Genomic DNA, 17883 nt, shown 5'->3' on the forward strand with positions numbered 1-17883 from the left:
TACTGATGTCCCTATGAACTTTCTTATCATCATCATCACAACAGCCGTCCTGCAAATTTTTGCTCCCTGGTGGGTGATCGGCCTCATTCCCTTTCTGGTACATTTCTGGCGGCCTACTTCGTACAGCAATACTTTCCTTTCCAGTTTTGGTGCTATCGCCATGGTCTGGCTGGCCTACGGACTTTACCTGCATATTAATTCCGGAGGTGCCATGTCTGACAGGATTGCACAGATATTTTCCCTGCCCAATGGCCTGCTGATGCTCGCCGTTTCCACCCTTGTGGGCGGGCTGGCAGGTGGCTTTGCCGGCATGGCCGGATTTTCGGTCAGAAGTTTGTTTCTCAAAAATTGAAACAGATTATTACTTCAATCTATCATTCAGGCATTTATTGATGTTACATAATCCTTATCTTTGCGGTTCTTTCTAAAACAAAACAACAAAAAAACGTGAACAACAATACTTCCTTAATCTGGAACATCGTATTATCCCTTGCAGTAGCGGTGTTATTTTTCTTACATTTTTCGGGAAAACCAAGTGCAGATACTACCGTTGCAGACGGTAATGTAGTAGCAGGCCGCCGGACTGTTTATGTTCAGGTTGACTCACTTTTGAAAAATTACGATTTCTTCAAGGATACCAAAAAAGAACTTGAAAATAAAAATTACCAGCTCGAAAACGATCTGAATCAAAAAGGCCGTTCCCTGCAGAATGAGGTGGCTTTTTTTCAGCAAAAAGCACAGACCATGACTCCGGAACAGGCAAGGTCTACCGAGGCTCAGCTCATGAAAAAACAACAGGATCTGGTAGCTTACCGCGACCAGGCAGCGCAGGGACTGGCTCAGGAAGAAGCCAAGAAAAACGAAGAGTTATATAAAAATATCCGTGCCTATATTGAGAAATACAACAAGGAAAACGGCTATGAGTATGTACTGGGCTACTCGCTGGGAGGTGGAATTCTTTTTGCAAATCCTTCTATGGATGTAACCAAAAAGATCATCGATGGTCTTAACAAAGAGTATGCAAGCGCTGGAAAACCTGCAGCTGCAGATTCTACCAAGAAATAACAGGCTACTGTTTTCACATATTACGTTACAAAACGAGGACTTCTGTATGGGGGTCCTCGTTTTGCTTTGGTACATGCACCAAAACACTTTCAGCCAACCTCGTTAGTAAAAAAGGTATGGCCACACAACAAAAAAGAGGCCGGATTATCCGGCCCCCTGTAAAGATTTAATCCTTTTATGCTTTCCTGAACTAAACGGCCGTGGAAGACAACTTTGCTCCAAGGTACTCTCTGTTTAGCCTGGCAATATTCTCTAGACTGATTTCCTTAGGGCATTCTGCTGAACACGCACCAGTGTTGGTACATGCACCAAAACCTTCGGCATCCATCTGTGCCACCATCTTCTCTGCCCGAATGGTACGCTCTGCCTGTCCTTGTGGAAGCAGTGCGAGCTGGGAAACTTTGGCCGACACAAAAAGCATGGCAGACGCATTTTTACAAGCTGCAACACAAGCTCCGCAGCCGATACATGCCGCAGCAGAAAATGCATCATCCGCAGCCTCCTTTGGAATAGGCAAGCTGTTGGCATCCTGAGCATTACCGGTGTTGACAGAGATAAACCCTCCGGCTGCAATAATTCTATCGAAAGCATCACGGTTCACTACAAGATCTTTGATCACCGGAAATGCTCCTGCCCTCCAGGGCTCAACCACAATGGTATCTCCATCGTTAAAAGATCGCATGTGTAACTGGCAAGTGGTTACACCCTGTAGCGGGCCATGCGGCTGTCCGTTGATGTACATTGAACACATCCCGCAAATACCCTCACGACAGTCGTGATCAAAAGCTACGGGTTCTTTGTTTCCTTCAACCAGCTGTTCGTTCAGGACGTCGAACATTTCCAGAAAGGACATATCAGGCGAGATACCTTCCAGGTTATAATTCTCAAAATTCCCTGCTGTATTATTATTGCTTTGTCTCCACACTTTCAATGTAAGACGCATATTCCCTGCACTCATTGTTGTAATAGTTAATGATTATCAATTAACCGATATAATAGGAAAAACTTCCGGCCTGTGCCAGAAGTAATTATTTATAACTACGCTGTGCTATTTTGATGTTGTCATACACAAGTTCTTCTTTATGAAGCTCCCATTTTTCAACACCTAAATGTTCCCATGCCGCCACATAACGATAATTTTCATCATCACGTAGTGCTTCTCCTTCCTCCGTCTGATACTCCTCACGGAAATGGCCTCCGCACGATTCATTGCGGTTTAAGGCATCAATACACATCAGCTCTCCCAGTTCTATAAAGTCGGCAACGCGGTTGGCTTTGTCGAGTTCAGGATTAAACTCATTGATCTGCCCCATTACCCGCAGGTCGCTCCAGAACTCCTTCCGAAGCGCACGGATTTCAAGAATTGCTTCTTTCAAGCCTTTTTCATTCCTGGCCATTCCGCATTTTTCCCACATGATCTTGCCCAAACGGCGGTGAAACAACTCAGGAGAGGTATTTCCCTTTATGCCGATGAGCGTTTCGATTCGTTCCTTCACTTCCCGCTCCACTTTCACAAACTCTTCGTGATCTGTAGATATTTTACCGGTCCGGATCTCATTGGCAAGATAAGCACCAATGGTATAAGGTATGACGAAATATCCATCTGCCAATCCCTGCATCAACGCTGAAGCACCCAGGCGGTTGGCTCCATGATCCGAGAAATTTGCTTCTCCCAGCGCATAAAGACCAGGAACTGTTGTCATCAGATTATAATCAACCCAAAGCCCGCCCATGGTATAGTGTACCGCCGGATAGATACGCATAGGCACCTCATAAGGATCTTCTCCTGTGATTTGCTTATACATATCGAAAAGGTTGCCGTATTTTTCTTTTACAACCGCCTTTCCCCATTTGATAATATCTTCGGGAGAGGCATCGTGGATGTTGTTTTTATTTGCTTCTCCTTTTCCGTAACGTTCAATTGCAGCGGAATAATCCAGATAAACGGCCAGACGCGATGATCCCACCCCATAGCCCGCGTCACAACGTTCCTTGGCAGCGCGTGATGCTATATCACGCGGAACCAGGTTACCAAAAGCCGGATAGCGGCGTTCCAGATAGTAGTCGCGCTCTTCTTCTGGTATATCGTTGGGGTTACGGGTATCATTTTGTTTTTTGGGCACCCATATTCTCCCGTCATTTCTCAAAGATTCGGACATCAAAGTCAGTTTCGACTGATGCTCTCCTGATACCGGGATACACGTCGGGTGAATTTGCGTAAAGCAGGGGTTTCCAAAAAAGGCACCCCTTTTGTGCGCTTTCCAGGCGGCAGTCACATTACTTCCCATTGCATTGGTAGAGAGGTAAAACACGTTTCCGTATCCCCCCGAACAAAGCAAAACCGCATGCCCCGAATGTCTTTCCAGTTCCCCCGTAATAAGGTTACGGGCAATAATACCGCGGCATTTACCGTCGATATTGACTACATCCAGCATTTCGTGGCGGTTGTACATTTTGATCGTACCCATGCCCACCTGCCGTTGCAAGCCCGAGTATGCTCCCAGCAACAACTGCTGGCCGGTTTGTCCTGCCGCGTAAAAGGTCCGTTGCACCTGAGTTCCTCCAAACGACCGGTTGGACAACAACCCGCCGTACTCCCTGGCAAATGGTACTCCTGCAGCCACACACTGATCAATAATATTTCCTGATACCTCGGCAAGACGGTGTACGTTACCTTCTCTTGCGCGGTAATCACCTCCCTTTATGGTATCATAAAAAAGACGGTAAACCGAGTCTCCGTCATTCTGGTAATTTTTAGCAGCATTTATCCCTCCCTGAGCAGCAATAGAGTGTGCCCGACGGGGAGAATCCTGGAAGCAAAAAGCCTTTACCTTATATCCTAATTCGGCCAGTGTGGCAGCAGCAGAAGCTCCGGCAAGGCCTGTTCCTACTACAATTATCTCAAGGTTACGTTTATTGGCTGGATTTACGAGAGGTACTGAAGACCGGTATTTACTCCATTTGGTTTCCAGTGGTCCCTGGGGTATTTTGGCATCCAGACGAGGTGACGTTGCCATATATGTTTTAATGATTTAATTAATCCAAAAAATAAGATTCAAACACATCTTAAGGCCAGCCGTTTCATTTGATATAACACGAAAAGCCGAAAGAATTTACTTTACCCATCCCAGATACATGGAGATTGGCATCAAAGCAAAAAGAATAGGAATCACTATTGAAAAAGCAACCCCCAGAAAACTGATTAACCCGTTGTATTTTACGTGATTGAGACCCAGTGACTGGAAAGCACTTTTAAAACCGTGCAAAAGATGCCAGAACAATGAAAAACAACCGGCCACATACACCAGCACCACCCATTCGCTCTGAAATGTCTCTAGCATCCTTTGGTAAAGATTGATTTCCTCACCGGTAGCAAATTGATGGGAACGATTGGGAATCCAGAAATGTGATGTATGGATAACCAGGAAGATCAGGATCAGCGTTCCCAGCAAACCCATGCTGCGGGAGTACCAGGTACTGTTAGCAGAAGATTTGGTGACGGCATATTTAACCGGACGTGCATCATGATTGGTTTTGGTAAGCCATAACCCATCCGCAATGTGTACCAGAAAACCCAGTACGAGCCCGATTTCCAGCGTACGAATAATAGGGTTGGTACCCATGAAATGCCCCCAATGCGTAAATGTTTCACCATTGTCATTGTAAAAAATCATTGCATTAATGGTGGCATGAATGACCAGAAAGCTTATCAGAAAAATTCCCGTAAGAGCCATCAGAAGTTTCTTACCAATGGAGCTCGTTAACGTTTGTGTAAACCACGACATAGCAAACATCTATGATTTTAGTGCAAAAAAAAGAGGTATATTTAGAACCTTTCAAAGGTATAGCACAAACCTATGCGACACAATAAAACAACATCATTTTTGCAGAAGGGTATATTATTTATAATCATTATTAAATACTCAAAAGATTTCACCGGCAGACCTCCTGAAGAAATCCGGGAAATATCAGGCTAAACCAATACCTTGTGACCCGAAACGATTAACTAACCGTAATGCACATTAATTTAGACGGTTTTTACGTTCTTGAAAAGAAGTTAAAATGCCAGCCCAGTCGAGATCGGATTTAAGTTTAAGGAATGGCCTGGCATTCAGTATGGTATCCGTTTTAACCTCAATATCAGATTTTTAATATATGCATTCTGATCTACGCTTTCAGCCGATAGTTCTGCTGCTGTTTGTTTTACTTGCCTCTTTCTCCGCACATGCGACGCACATCCGTGCCGGAGAAATTACTGCCAAACGCATTTCAAGTACCGCGTTAACCTATGAAATAACGCTTACACTGTATTACGATATGCAGAACGGCCGGGACGCGGCCAATGCGGCAGATGACATCAATTTTTACTTTGGCTCGGTAGGTCCAATTTCCGCACCCAGGCTACAGCCCATTCTGGATGTTGGAAACAATACCACCAAAAATGTTTATAAAACGATATATACTTTCCCGTCACCTCAGGAATACAAGATCGCATTTACGGACGTAAACAGAAATAACAACATCTTAAATTTAAGTCCGGCTCCTACGCAGGTCATCAGCTTTTATGTACATTCCACTCTTGAGATCAATGCGAGCTTTGGCTTGAACCAAACTCCGGTTTTGCTCAATTCTCCTATCGATCTGGCGGCAGTGGGCCAGCGTTACATACACAACCCCGGTGCCTTTGATGCCGATGGAGACAGCCTCTCCTACCGGCTGGTGAATCCTCAGCAAAGCCTGAGCCAGGACGGAAGAGGTACCAACATCCAGTATGTTGATCCCAACCAGATTGGCGCGCCGGGTAATACTGAGACAGGTACAAGCCCCGCCACATTCAGTATGGATCCCGTCACTGGGGACCTCGTATGGGATGCTCCCATGGTAAAAGGATACTACAACGTTGCGTTCGTCGTGGAGGAATGGAGGGATGGATTCCGAATCGGGCAGATCGTCAGGGATATGCAGATCATCGTCGAAGATGCGCGCAACGACAGGCCGGTGGTAAACCCCCTGCCAGATATATGCGTCGAGGCAGGTACGCTCATCAACCAACCCGTGGTAGCTACTGATAAAAACGGTGATAAACTTACGCTCACTTCGACTGGTGGTGTATATGAAAGTACCCTGATCAAACCCGCACTGGCCAAATTCACCGTGGCCAACCAGGGCGCTCTCAATACCGTATCAGGTATATTCTCATGGCAAACAGGATGTGACCATATCAGGCAGGAACCATACGATGTCCTGTTCAAAGTCGAAGATGCCGCAGCGCCCGGTACACCCAACCCCAGCCTCTTCCGAAAACTCGTGGACATGACTACCATGAACATCCGTGTGTTTGGACCTAAACCCCAGAATCTCACCGGTGTGGCAGCAACAGATCCCGCAGGAACTGCATACAGGCTCACATGGGACCCCTACAAATGCCAGATCCCAGGAGCCCAGATCGTCATTTACAGGAAAGAAGGATGTACCAACATCCCCGAAGATGTCTGTATATCAGGAATCCCGGCAGGATACGGATATGACCAGGTCGCAAGGGTTGCCGTGGGACAAACCACCTATCTGGACAACAACAACGGAACAGGACTTAAAACCGGAGTTTCATACAGTTACAGGATCGTGGTCGAATTCCCCCGACCGGGTGCAAATATAAACGAGCCCGGAAGCCTGATAGGAGGAGGAGAAAGTATCGCTTCAGACGAGTTCTGTCTCAGCCTCCCGCTGGTAATGCCCGTCATCACCAATGTCACTGTCGATCAGACGCAGCAAACCACAGGAGAGATCACCATCAGGTGGACAAGGCCAACCGCACCGCCGGGGCTCCCCGCTCAGTACCGCCTCTTTAGGGCCGTAGGACAAAACGGAACAGCATTCACTCAGATCGCTGCCATCAGTACCAACCTGACCCCGGGAGCCCCAGATACCTTCTTTGTCGACAAAGGACTCAATACTGTAGCAAATGCCTACAATTACCGCATCGAATATTATTACACACAGAACAACACTCTCGTTAAACTCGATGTAACCGAACCCGCCAGCAGCGTAAGGCTCCAGCAGGGCTCCGCACTACCCAACAGCATCAGGCTCAACTGGGCTGCCATTGTACCATGGAGCAACAACAACCAGGTCCACAGGGTTTACAGAGAAGACAAAGCGAACCCTGGCGTATTCAACAGGATTGCGGATGTGCCCGTACTGGGAAACCAGACTTTCACATACACAGACGACGGTACCGATAAATATGCCGCTGACGGGGTCATCAACGTGCCCATTTCTACTCAGCTTTCCTATTGCTACAAAGTGGAAACCGTCGGCTCCTACAACAACTCACAGATCAAACCCGATATCCTATACAATTTCTCTCAGATCATCTGTGTTTCGGCTTCTGATACCACAAAACCATGTCCACCAGTGCTCGCCATTGACCTGATCGACTGCGCTACGCTGGAACCAGATGCTTTCTGTAACATGCTTTCTTTTACAAACAACCTCTCATGGACATACCCCCAGCAGGTAGGAGGTAAAGATTGTGACCCCAATATTGCTGCATACAATATCTATTATGCCAGGTATGACTCTGATACACCAACACTGCTCACTAAAATAACTACACCACCGGCGCCTCTGGCTACAACCTACGCACACGAAGGACTTAAATCCTTTGCAGGTTGTTATTACGTCACAGCGCTCAATGGGTTTGGTACCGAAAGTGCTCCAAGCAATACAGTATGTAAGGACAACTGCCCCATGTTTGTGCTTCCTAACGTATTCACTCCTAACGGCGACGGAAAAAATGATGTATTCCAGCCCCTGGAATGCCCCGCTTTCGTGCAGGCACTCGAATTTAAAGTATTCAACAGATGGGGCGCCCAGGTGTTTGACACAAAAGATGTCAACGTCAACTGGAACGGCAAAACAAACGCAGGTAAAGAACTCGCAGCAGGGCAGTACTACTACGAAGCTGCAGTTACTTTTGAAGCATCCAAAAAAGATAATAAACCATACATTATTAAAGGATGGGTACAGATTATTAGATAAATGACAGCCTCTTTCACCTGTCCTATCATTTGATTTTTCACCAGAAATCAAACACTATCCTTATATTGCTCTGTGTTTTAGCAAATTCTGTATCCTCCAAAGGAAATTGAACAAATTTCTTTTGGAGGATTGTGGATATTATCCCCATAACACACATTTTTAGTTAAATTTTCGTTGAATGAATGATTGGGGAGCGGGGCTCTACCTCGTTTTTTTGATCGTCCGATTTCAGAAATAAGTGTGATTCGATGTGGGAATCCGGTCAGGGCCTCTATCTTAAAAGTAACTCATCATCTATGCGGTCTGTTTTACAATATTTGTTTTTCGCCTTCTCTATTTTATTGCTGCACGGATTTGAAGCACGGGCTACACACATCCGTGCCGGAGAAATTACGGCCCGCCGTATTTCGGCCTCTGCATTAACCTACGAAATTAAACTTACTGCATATTTCGATATGCAGAACGGGGAAGGTGCGGCAAATGCACAAAACGACGTTGACTTTTTCATAGGAACCACCGGCCCCATAAAAGCTCCCCGGGTCCAGATCGTTAACATTGGAAATAATACCACACAGAATACTTACATCATTAACTATACTTTCCCCTCTGCAGGAAGGTTCCGTATTTCTTTCGAAGAAGATAATCGCAATAACAATATCCTTAATATCGGCCCTCCGCCAACGCAAAATCTCAATTTCTACGTGAGCACTACCATTGAGATCAATGCAACCCTGGGCTTGAACCAAACTCCGGTTTTGCTCAATTCTCCTATCGACCTGGCGGCAGTGGGCCAGCGTTACATACACAACCCCGGTGCCTTTGATGCCGATGGAGACAGCCTCTCCTATAAACTATTTATCCCTCAGAGAGGTACTGCCAATGGGGCTGGTATCAATCTCCAGTACGTGGATCCCAACCAGATTGGCGCGCCGGGTAATACTGAGACAGGTACAAGCCCCGCCACATTCAGTATGGATCCCGTCACTGGGGACCTCGTATGGGATGCTCCCATGGTAAAAGGATACTACAACGTTGCGTTCGTCGTGGAGGAATGGAGGGATGGATTCCGAATCGGGCAGATCGTCAGGGATATGCAGATCATCGTCGAAGATGCGCGCAACGACAGGCCGGTGGTAAACCCCCTGCCAGATATATGCGTCGAGGCAGGTACGCTCATCAACCAACCCGTGGTAGCTACTGATAAAAACGGTGATAAACTTACGCTCACTTCGACTGGTGGTGTATATGAAAGTACCCTGATCAAACCCGCACTGGCCAAATTCACCGTGGCCAACCAGGGCGCTCTCAATACCGTATCAGGTATATTCTCATGGCAAACAGGATGTGACCATATCAGGCAGGAACCATACGATGTCCTGTTCAAAGTCGAAGATGCCGCAGCGCCCGGTACACCCAACCCCAGCCTCTTCCGAAAACTCGTGGACATGACTACCATGAACATCCGTGTGTTTGGACCTAAACCCCAGAATCTCACCGGTGTGGCAGCAACAGATCCCGCAGGAACTGCATACAGGCTCACATGGGACCCCTACAAATGCCAGATCCCAGGAGCCCAGATCGTCATTTACAGGAAAGAAGGATGTACCAACATCCCCGAAGATGTCTGTATATCAGGAATCCCGGCAGGATACGGATATGACCAGGTCGCAAGGGTTGCCGTGGGACAAACCACCTATCTGGACAACAACAACGGAACAGGACTTAAAACCGGAGTTTCATACAGTTACAGGATCGTGGTCGAATTCCCCCGACCGGGTGCAAATATAAACGAGCCCGGAAGCCTGATAGGAGGAGGAGAAAGTATCGCTTCAGACGAGTTCTGTCTCAGCCTCCCGCTGGTAATGCCCGTCATCACCAATGTCACTGTCGATCAGACGCAGCAAACCACAGGAGAGATCACCATCAGGTGGACAAGGCCAACCGCACCGCCGGGGCTCCCCGCTCAGTACCGCCTCTTTAGGGCCGTAGGACAAAACGGAACAGCATTCACTCAGATCGCTGCCATCAGTACCAACCTGACCCCGGGAGCCCCAGATACCTTCTTTGTCGACAAAGGACTCAATACTGTAGCAAATGCCTACAATTACCGCATCGAATATTATTACACACAGAACAACACTCTCGTTAAACTCGATGTAACCGAACCCGCCAGCAGCGTAAGGCTCCAGCAGGGCTCCGCACTACCCAACAGCATCAGGCTCAACTGGGCTGCCATTGTACCATGGAGCAACAACAACCAGGTCCACAGGGTTTACAGAGAAGACAAAGCGAACCCTGGCGTATTCAACAGGATTGCGGATGTGCCCGTACTGGGAAACCAGACTTTCACATACACAGACGACGGTACCGATAAATATGCCGCTGACGGGGTCATCAACGTGCCCATTTCTACTCAGCTTTCCTATTGCTACAAAGTGGAAACCGTCGGCTCCTACAACAACTCACAGATCAAACCCGATATCCTATACAATTTCTCTCAGATCATCTGTGTTTCGGCTTCTGATACCACAAAACCATGTCCACCAGTGCTCGCCATTGACCTGATCGACTGCGCTACGCTGGAACCAGATGCTTTCTGTAACATGCTTTCTTTTACAAACAACCTCTCATGGACATACCCCCAGCAGGTAGGAGGTAAAGATTGTGACCCCAATATTGCTGCATACAATATCTATTATGCCAGGTATGACTCTGATAAACCAACACTGCTCACTAAAATAACTACACCACCGGCGCCTCTGGCTACAACCTACGCACACGAAGGACTTAAATCCTTTGCAGGTTGTTATTACGTCACAGCGCTCAATGGGTTTGGTACTGAAAGTGCTCCAAGCAATACAGTATGCAAGGACAACTGCCCCATGTTTGTGCTTCCTAACGTATTCACTCCTAACGGTGACGGAAAAAATGATGTGTTCCAGCCCCTGGAATGCCCCGCTTTCGTGCAGGCACTCGAATTTAAAGTATTCAACAGATGGGGTGCCCAGGTGTTTGACACCAAAGATGTGAACGTCAACTGGAACGGCAAAACAAACGCAGGTAAAGAACTCGCAGCAGGGCAGTACTACTACGAAGCTGCAGTTACTTTTGAAGCATCCAAAAAAGATAATAAACCATACATTATTAAAGGATGGGTACAGATTATTAGATAAATGTACATCGCTTTTTTCTTTCGAAAGCAAATGGTTTCTTTGTAGCCCGGTTTGAAAAAGCCGGGCTTCATGCTTCCATGAACTTATTGTAAAACATAATCACCTATGAAAAAAGCGTATGTATTCCCGGGCCAGGGTTCCCAGTTTAAAGGAATGGGTTTAGACCTCTACCAGTCCTCAGACACGGCGAAGGGATTGTTCGACCAGGCCAATGAAATTTTAGGATTTGATATTACTAAAATCATGTTTGAAGGTACTGACGAAGAACTCAAGCAAACCAAGGTAACCCAGCCTGCCATTTTTATCCATTCCGTGATTCTCGCACAGACAAGTGGCGACTTTAATCCGGATATGGTTGCGGGACACTCGCTGGGCGAATTTTCGGCCCTGGTGGCTGCAGGTGCGCTTTCTTTCGAGGATGGTTTACGGCTCGTTGCCAAGCGGGCTGAGGCGATGCAGAAGGCTTGTGAATTACAGCCGTCTACGATGGCCGCTATTCTGGGACTTGACGACCAGAAAATAGAAGAAATATGCGCGGGGATTGAAGACGATATCGTTGTGCCCGCCAACTACAACTGTCCGGGGCAGGTAGTAATTTCAGGATCCCTTTCAGGTGTTGAAAAGGCATGTGAACTGTTGAAAGCCGCCGGAGCCAAAAGAGCACTCATCCTGCAGGTAGGCGGAGCATTTCATTCCCCGCTGATGGAACCAGCCAGGGAAGAACTTGCTGCCGCTATCCACGCCGCCAAATTTCAATCTCCGGTATGCCCCGTTTATCAAAATGTAAATGCCTCCCCTGCTACCGACGTTGACATTATTCGCGAAAACCTTATTTCTCAGCTTACAGCGCCTGTCCGGTGGACACAATCGGTTGAAAAGATGGTAGCTGACGGAGCAGGTGTATTTATTGAATCGGGCCCGGGGAAAGTACTTCAGGGACTTGTAAAGAAGATCGCCGGAAATGTGGAGTTAAAAAGTATTTAATTTTTTTCGGTTAAAACTTGACAAGTTAACTTCCACGCGTTACTTTTGCACCACTATTCACGGTTTTGGCCGATGGTGTAATGGTAACACAGGACATTTTGGTTGTCTTATTCAGGGTTCGAGTCCTTGTCGGCCAACAGAGTAACACAAAAAACCCCGCTCAGATTTCTCTAAGCGGGGTTTTTCTTTTCTCAACTGGTTTTTTACTTTCTAACCGTTGTAGCGGTTGGTGTGTAAATACCGAAAGTGATGGCAGCCATTAAACCATTTACAAATGTTTGTCTGGTATGAACCGTATAATCCGCCGCTCCTCCAGCCATAGCTTTAGAATCGGAAACGTTAACTGGCGCCGGTCCTTCAATTAAATAATGATTCCAATTGAGTCGTTTTCGGCATAGTTTGCGGTTTTGATACCTTCTCATTAACAGCGATTCACTTCGCCTTTAAGGCCGAGACAATATCTGCATCGTTGAATACTTCCCCTATTAAATTCTTTAACGCCTCCGGCATATATTGTTTATATTTCCCAGGGCCAAAAAACCAACTACCCCCAAGCGGTTTTTTGCCAGTAAATGCTTTTTGCTTTATCACAGTACCGTTACCAGTATAAACATTTACGATTAAATTATATAATAAATATCTGCCCCCGGTACCATCCATATGCAATTGCTTACAATTGATGAGTATTAATCTGTTTTTGCCAGATTTTTTAAGATTGCTAAGAATTGTTAATTCCGACTGGTTAGCATTGGTAGCAATAACCGAAGCAGTACTCCCCTGTGCGGACAATGAAGAAGAAACATTATTTGATATCAGGTTGGCAAGAGGTTTTCCACTGGTTGTTCCCATCGGATAGGCAATACCTGCCCCTGACCGCATGTAACCTACAAAATCGGGTTTACGTGAACCCGATACAATCTGTTCTCTTTGATCCCAGGTGGCTACACTAATTTTTTGATTGAAAGCAGGTACATTGGCGTGAACGTTTTCAAAATTTACTTTTTTGGAACATGCGTAGCCAAATAGTGAAAGTACAATGATTATAACAGTAATTCTTTTCATAATTAATAATTGGATTATTCCTGTTACTTGGTCATGGTTGTCACTATTTCTCCCGCAACCGGCCCTCTGGATGAGCCGAATGTCCATGTACCTTCAATGGAGCTGGTATAAGTAATTTTGCCCGAACTTACTTCACCTGTTGTTTCCGCCAGGGCCAGCACCGACGCCCCCAGCGGAGTATTAAACCTCATTTCATCCGAATCGGCAGTCAGTTGATCCCCTTCAAGTATAAATTCTTTTTCATCAATCAATAAGCCGTTTTCACCTGACTTGGAAATCGTCAGCGTACCATTGTCATTCCAGGGTAGTGATTCTGCAATCTGCCCATTATTATACGTATTGACACCGCCTGTCGATTTATACTTCCAGGTACCTACATATTGATCTCTTACATCAACATCTTTTTTAGAACAGGAGGCAATGAAAAGGATAGTAATGAGGGAGAGGAGTAAGTTTTTCATTTTAAGCTGAGTTTCGTTTATTTATAAATTACTATTCAAGTCTAGCCATATTTTTAACATGCCCTTAAGGCCATCTGTCTAGTTGGGTTGATTTCTTTCCCAATAACAGTAACTTCTTTCCGAACGCTTATCGGAATTTTGTCGAGTGATCCTGGGAGATACAAGTCAAATGAGTGTTGTGGCGGAGGTCACAAAAAACCGGGCTGTCGCCCGGAATAAAATTCGTTCGAAAGCCCCGCTTTTGGTGCCTCTGCAAGATGCCGCCCGTCAGATTTCGTTTCTATTTCCGCTTCTTATAATCCAACTTTGCAACGGCAAGGGCTTTATTGAGGTGCTTTTTGGCAATTTTTTCCATAATGGCGGAGCCGGCCTGGTACCCATTGAATACAGAAGGGCTTCCCCCCACTTCTTCCGTCCTGTATATCTCATTTCCGGTTTTTGTGTCGGATATTTTTAAGTAACCGTGAAAGTTCTTTTTGACTGAAATAGCCTTATAACTACCGTCAACCAAACAATCAATTACATAATCCGAGGACTCCTTAGATGCCGCAAGTTTGTACCCATCGGATTTCATTTTCTCCACGATCTTGTTTTCAAATCCCTTTTCCGTAGGTGCCACATAGAACACTTGACCAAAGCCCACAAAAGGGACAAACATGAGGAGAGCTAATAGTCTTTTCATAGTCTGAGATATCCCAGGGTTTACTTGCTGGCTATAATTTTCGTGCGCTCCCCGTCTTCATTATCCTCCAAAACAATCTTTTTACCTTCTACGTAACCTATTTCATCTCCCTCAAACTTCAACAAAATCCTATCACCTGATTTGGATAAGATGACCTCTGAATTGTCTTGCTCAATAATTTTTCCAGCGTTGTATAATGCTATCCATAAATCTACACTTACATCATCTATCCTGCTGATTTTCAATTCACCGCTAATCCCGCCCTGAGGTAGAGTAACAGTCTGTCCATCAGACTCAATACTGGATATTTTATATGTGCCCTCCACCTGAGCAGCTAAATTCGGATCCACATCATCCTTTTTAGAGCAGGAGGCGATGAAGAGAATAGTAATAAGGGATAAAAGTACCTTTTTCATTTTTCGTAGAATTTGTTTTTTTGTAGATAACGGCTCAATTCTAGTCATATTTCTAATACGTCATCACGGTAGACAGCTTAGTTAGGCTTACTTCTTTCCCAAGGACTGCAACTTCTTTCCGAACGCTCATGAGACCTTTTACTGGTGAGCTGGTATATACAGATCAAAAGAGTGTTGTGGGGGCATACAAAATCAGGTTTGCCCGAAAGAAAATACCGCTGATAGTCCTATTTTTGTCACCTCACTCCGGGCAATTGTAACTTTTTATTTGAGTTGATGGGAATCTACCAACACTACATCTGGCTCTTGCTTTTCCTGATTACAGCCAGGATAACAATTGCCCAGCCGCGGGTTGGTTTACCTCTTCAACCCGAAAAACTGGCTTATGCAAAAGAGGTTGAACAGGAAGCCCAGGAGAAAAAAGATACCCTGCTCATGGCCGAGGCCTACTATCTGTATGGAAAAATATATGTAGACGCCCAGGATTATCTGACTGCCAAGCAATATTTCATAAAGTCGCTGCGAATTGTGGAACAGAAGCATCAATTCGATAAAATCAGCAGGATTTATACGCGCCTGTCCTGGCTGGAACGAGATCAAAAGAATCTGATCAAGCAGCTCGAATATGCCCAAATTGCTCTGGGTTATGCCCGCCTTGGTACGCAGAAAACCCTGATGTCTGCCTCTCAGTCTATGAGTGATGCCTATCTGGCTATTTGCTCTGACAGCCTGGTTAACCATCGGAAGCATCCATTGCAGGATAGCCTGCTTTACTACTGTAAACTGGCGGAGCAGATTGCCTACAAGCTAAAGGATTCGGTTAGCATAGCCGGTGTGAGTAGCACCCTTGGCGAATTTTACGGATTTCAGCGGAATGCCCAGGCATTTCATTACTACCAGATAGCCCTGCGGATACACACAGCCCGAAACCACACAAGCAGCCAGATTACCACCAGCCAGCAGCTTGCTCATCTCTACCTGCAATTCAATCAGCCCGACAAGGCCTATCCTTTGTTGCAGCAGGCGAGCGAATTGTATCGTTTAATGAAAACCCGAGAGTTTAGAATAGAGAAGGATTTTGCAGAAACCTACATGCAGTATTACCAGCAAAAGAAAGACTGGCAAAAAGCATTTGAGCAATCATTAAAAGTTCGGCGTTATGAGCGCGATCAAATGATAGCGGACCGGAACGGAGCCGTCTCACGGCTTAGCATTGAATATGATACTAAAAAACACGAAGCGCAACTCGAAAGTCAGAGAAGAGAGCTGAAACTGGGCGAGCAAAACCAGCGCACACAACACTGGTTATTGGTTGTTTTATCCGCTTTGCTATTAGGAACGGCCGGCACCAGTATCGCCTTTTACCGGATTTCGCTAAAAAACCAACGATTGAGCCAGCAAAATGCAGTCCTGGTTCAGGAACAAAATCACCGTGTTAAAAATAATTTACAGTTAATATCCAGCCTGTTGAGTTTGCAGTCGAATAGGCTGGACGATGAAACCGCCCGGAATGCCGTAGAAGATAGCCAGCGCCGCATTGAAGTGATGAGCTTGCTGCAACGTAAACTCTATGATGGCGACAATCTGGTGGCTGTCCACGTCGCAGATTTTGTCCACGAACTGGTTACAATAGTACTAAAAGCCTTTGAACAAGAGCAGGTTGAAGTCATTTATCAGATTGAGCCTTCTGTGATGCTACCAGCCGATAGCATGATGCGGATTGGTTTGATCATCAATGAACTTGTTACAAATGCCTGTAAATACGCTTTTCCTGATAATCCGGAGCCTGCATTACACATTGAGGCCTCCATTTCGCATAAAACATTTCATCTGCGTGTGATTGACAATGGTCCTGGATTTACAACCGAAAAGGCACCTGTCCGGTCTTTTGGACTCCGCTTAATCCAAATGCAGGTGGAGCAATTGTTTGGTACGTACAAGTTCCGGAACAACGGGAATTTTCAATTTGATATGTCATTTACCTTATTTCCTCCTTCCCCATTCCGGAGAGAATCCAAAATAAAAAAGGCTCCATGAAAGCGCTTAAAGTTTTAATCATTGAAGACGAGCTAGTGACCGCCCATGATATCAGGGAAACATTGGAAAAAGCAGGTCATAGCGTAACCGATATTGTCCGTAATCTGTCTGGAGCCTTAACCTCCATCCGGACCAGCCCGCCAGATATCATATTGATCGACATTTATTTAGAGCATTCTGCCGAAGACGGTATCGACATTGCCCAGCGTATCCCAGCCGAGCGAACCATTCCCATCATTTACCTGACAGGGCACTCGGAACAAGCCACCATTGCGCGGGCGCAGCAAACACGCCCGGCTGCTTATTTGCTTAAGCCATTCAGGCATAAAGAGCTCGCGATTCAGGTAGAGCTGGCGTACTATAATTACCAGGCTTCATTGGTGAATTCAATAGATCCTTTTATATCGGATAGCCTTTATTTGCCTGTCGACAATGGGCGGGGTTATACAAAAATAAGGAAAAATGATGTGCTCTATCTGGACGCCGATCGCGCCTATGTGGAAATCTATTTAGTGGGTGAGCCTAAAAAACGGGTTTTTGCCATGAACCTGGGTTACATTGCCCAGTTCTTCACCGCGCCAAACTTTTATAACCTTTCCCGGTCCCTGGTCGTTAATCTAGACTATGTGGAACGCATCGAAAAGGGGCAATTTTATATAAAAAGCCGGAGTGATTATCCCGTCCCATTTCCGGAAGCGAACTACAAACTTTTTCTTCAGCAGTTTGCTATCGTCAAAACACCAAACAAACGCGACGGCAAATGAACGCGTAGCAGATAATCATTTCATTCCAGGTACCAGGAAACTCCTCTTCATGGATGAAGTCCAGCTACGAACGCGCCGCCAAACCAAAATCTCAATTATTGAAACGACAGGATACTCACAACAGACCTGAAAAGATCACTCCCAACAAGCATCCCACCGCCACCCCGAATACCACCCCGGAAGACCATCAGCCCCTCC

General features: G+C 45.9%; 15 protein-coding genes and 1 tRNA gene. 8 read left to right on the forward strand and 8 right to left on the reverse strand.

Annotated features, from left to right (window positions below; translation table 11 throughout):
• Positions 1-13: 13 nt before the first annotated feature.
• Together KOE27_RS21565 and KOE27_RS21570 are read left to right on the forward strand one after the other, a co-directional pair.
• Positions 14-352 carry a hypothetical protein gene (locus tag KOE27_RS21565; RefSeq protein WP_215240857.1) on the forward strand — a complete coding sequence of 113 codons (339 nt, stop codon included), beginning with the start codon at positions 14-16 and terminating at the stop codon, positions 350-352.
• A 95-nt stretch (positions 353-447) separates the two neighbouring features.
• Positions 448-1065 carry an OmpH family outer membrane protein gene (locus tag KOE27_RS21570; protein WP_215240858.1) on the forward strand — a complete coding sequence of 206 codons (618 nt, stop codon included), beginning with the start codon at positions 448-450 and terminating at the stop codon, positions 1063-1065.
• Between the two features lie 190 nt (positions 1066-1255).
• Here KOE27_RS21570 and KOE27_RS21575 read toward each other — a convergent pair whose 3' ends face one another.
• The 3 genes from KOE27_RS21575 to KOE27_RS21585 form a co-directional block, all read right to left on the reverse strand.
• Positions 1256-2008: a succinate dehydrogenase/fumarate reductase iron-sulfur subunit gene (locus KOE27_RS21575; RefSeq protein WP_215241712.1), complete on the reverse strand. Its 753-nt coding sequence runs from the start codon at positions 2006-2008 to the stop codon at positions 1256-1258.
• A gap of 85 nt (positions 2009-2093) precedes the next feature.
• The gene (locus KOE27_RS21580) at positions 2094-4082 is read right to left on the reverse strand and encodes a fumarate reductase/succinate dehydrogenase flavoprotein subunit (protein ID WP_215240859.1); all 1989 of its coding nucleotides are present in this window, start codon (positions 4080-4082) and stop codon (positions 2094-2096) included.
• A 96-nt stretch (positions 4083-4178) separates the two neighbouring features.
• On the reverse strand, positions 4179-4850 hold the full coding sequence (locus KOE27_RS21585; RefSeq protein ID WP_215240860.1) for a succinate dehydrogenase cytochrome b subunit: 672 nt from the start codon (positions 4848-4850) through the stop codon (positions 4179-4181).
• A 370-nt stretch (positions 4851-5220) separates the two neighbouring features.
• Between KOE27_RS21585 and KOE27_RS21590 the strand changes: the two genes are divergently transcribed.
• The 4 genes from KOE27_RS21590 to KOE27_RS21605 all read left to right on the forward strand — a co-directional run bounded on the left by KOE27_RS21590 (position 5221) and on the right by KOE27_RS21605 (position 12400).
• Positions 5221-8106, forward strand: coding sequence for a T9SS type B sorting domain-containing protein (locus KOE27_RS21590; protein ID WP_215240861.1), 2886 nt, complete (start codon positions 5221-5223; stop codon positions 8104-8106).
• 296 nt (positions 8107-8402) lie between these two features.
• A complete protein-coding gene (locus KOE27_RS21595) occupies positions 8403-11279 on the forward strand; it encodes a T9SS type B sorting domain-containing protein (RefSeq protein ID WP_215240862.1) in 2877 nt (958 codons plus the stop codon).
• Positions 11280-11384: 105 nt separating this feature from the next.
• Entirely contained in the window at positions 11385-12263 is an 879-nt protein-coding gene (gene fabD, locus KOE27_RS21600) for an ACP S-malonyltransferase (RefSeq protein WP_215240863.1), read from the forward strand.
• Between the two features lie 66 nt (positions 12264-12329).
• Positions 12330-12400, forward strand: a tRNA-Gln gene (locus KOE27_RS21605).
• 66 nt (positions 12401-12466) lie between these two features.
• Here KOE27_RS21605 and KOE27_RS29900 read toward each other — a convergent pair.
• From KOE27_RS29900 to KOE27_RS21630, 5 genes are all read right to left on the reverse strand, one after another.
• Entirely contained in the window at positions 12467-12685 is a 219-nt protein-coding gene (locus tag KOE27_RS29900; RefSeq protein WP_215240864.1) for a Bor family protein, read from the reverse strand.
• Between the two features lie 10 nt (positions 12686-12695).
• Positions 12696-13325: a hypothetical protein gene (locus KOE27_RS21615; RefSeq protein ID WP_215240865.1), complete on the reverse strand. Its 630-nt coding sequence runs from the start codon at positions 13323-13325 to the stop codon at positions 12696-12698.
• A gap of 23 nt (positions 13326-13348) precedes the next feature.
• Complete coding sequence (locus KOE27_RS21620; protein WP_215240866.1) at positions 13349-13786, reverse strand: hypothetical protein; 438 nt, start codon at positions 13784-13786, stop codon at positions 13349-13351.
• 280 nt (positions 13787-14066) lie between these two features.
• On the reverse strand, positions 14067-14468 hold the full coding sequence (locus tag KOE27_RS21625) for a hypothetical protein (RefSeq protein ID WP_215240867.1): 402 nt from the start codon (positions 14466-14468) through the stop codon (positions 14067-14069).
• A gap of 20 nt (positions 14469-14488) precedes the next feature.
• Complete coding sequence (locus KOE27_RS21630) at positions 14489-14884, reverse strand: hypothetical protein (protein ID WP_215240868.1); 396 nt, start codon at positions 14882-14884, stop codon at positions 14489-14491.
• Positions 14885-15160: 276 nt separating this feature from the next.
• Here KOE27_RS21630 and KOE27_RS21635 point away from each other — a divergent pair, with 276 nt between their 5' ends.
• Positions 15161-16921 (forward strand): sensor histidine kinase, encoded by a 1761-nt coding sequence (locus tag KOE27_RS21635; RefSeq protein ID WP_215240869.1) that lies wholly within the window; start codon positions 15161-15163, stop codon positions 16919-16921.
• A complete protein-coding gene (locus tag KOE27_RS21640; RefSeq protein WP_215240870.1) occupies positions 16918-17685 on the forward strand; it encodes a response regulator in 768 nt (255 codons plus the stop codon). The genes KOE27_RS21635 and KOE27_RS21640 overlap by 4 nt, the downstream gene beginning before the upstream one ends.
• Positions 17686-17883: the final 198 nt, after the last annotated feature.

Origin of the sequence: Dyadobacter sp. CECT 9275, from assembly GCF_907164905.1 — a bacterium.
GTDB classification, from domain to species: Bacteria; Bacteroidota; Bacteroidia; order Cytophagales; family Spirosomataceae; genus Dyadobacter; species Dyadobacter helix.

Excerpts from the sequence above, each read along its gene's own strand:
- KOE27_RS21565 (WP_215240857.1), top strand. The coding sequence starts at position 14 with ATGAACTTTCTTATCATCATCATCACAACAGCCGTCCTGCAAATTTTT.
- KOE27_RS21575 (WP_215241712.1), bottom strand. The coding sequence starts at position 2,008 with ATGCGTCTTACATTGAAAGTGTGGAGACAAAGCAATAATAATACAGCA.
- KOE27_RS21580 (WP_215240859.1), bottom strand. The coding sequence starts at position 4,082 with ATGGCAACGTCACCTCGTCTGGATGCCAAAATACCCCAGGGACCACTG.
- KOE27_RS21585 (WP_215240860.1), bottom strand. The coding sequence starts at position 4,850 with ATGTCGTGGTTTACACAAACGTTAACGAGCTCCATTGGTAAGAAACTT.
- KOE27_RS21590 (WP_215240861.1), top strand. The coding sequence starts at position 5,221 with ATGCATTCTGATCTACGCTTTCAGCCGATAGTTCTGCTGCTGTTTGTT.
- KOE27_RS21595 (WP_215240862.1), top strand. The coding sequence starts at position 8,403 with ATGCGGTCTGTTTTACAATATTTGTTTTTCGCCTTCTCTATTTTATTG.
- fabD (WP_215240863.1), top strand. The coding sequence starts at position 11,385 with ATGAAAAAAGCGTATGTATTCCCGGGCCAGGGTTCCCAGTTTAAAGGA.
- KOE27_RS29900 (WP_215240864.1), bottom strand. The coding sequence starts at position 12,685 with ATGAGAAGGTATCAAAACCGCAAACTATGCCGAAAACGACTCAATTGG.
- KOE27_RS21615 (WP_215240865.1), bottom strand. The coding sequence starts at position 13,325 with ATGAAAAGAATTACTGTTATAATCATTGTACTTTCACTATTTGGCTAC.
- KOE27_RS21620 (WP_215240866.1), bottom strand. The coding sequence starts at position 13,786 with ATGAAAAACTTACTCCTCTCCCTCATTACTATCCTTTTCATTGCCTCC.
- KOE27_RS21625 (WP_215240867.1), bottom strand. The coding sequence starts at position 14,468 with ATGAAAAGACTATTAGCTCTCCTCATGTTTGTCCCTTTTGTGGGCTTT.
- KOE27_RS21630 (WP_215240868.1), bottom strand. The coding sequence starts at position 14,884 with ATGAAAAAGGTACTTTTATCCCTTATTACTATTCTCTTCATCGCCTCC.
- KOE27_RS21635 (WP_215240869.1), top strand. The coding sequence starts at position 15,161 with ATGGGAATCTACCAACACTACATCTGGCTCTTGCTTTTCCTGATTACA.
- KOE27_RS21640 (WP_215240870.1), top strand. The coding sequence starts at position 16,918 with ATGAAAGCGCTTAAAGTTTTAATCATTGAAGACGAGCTAGTGACCGCC.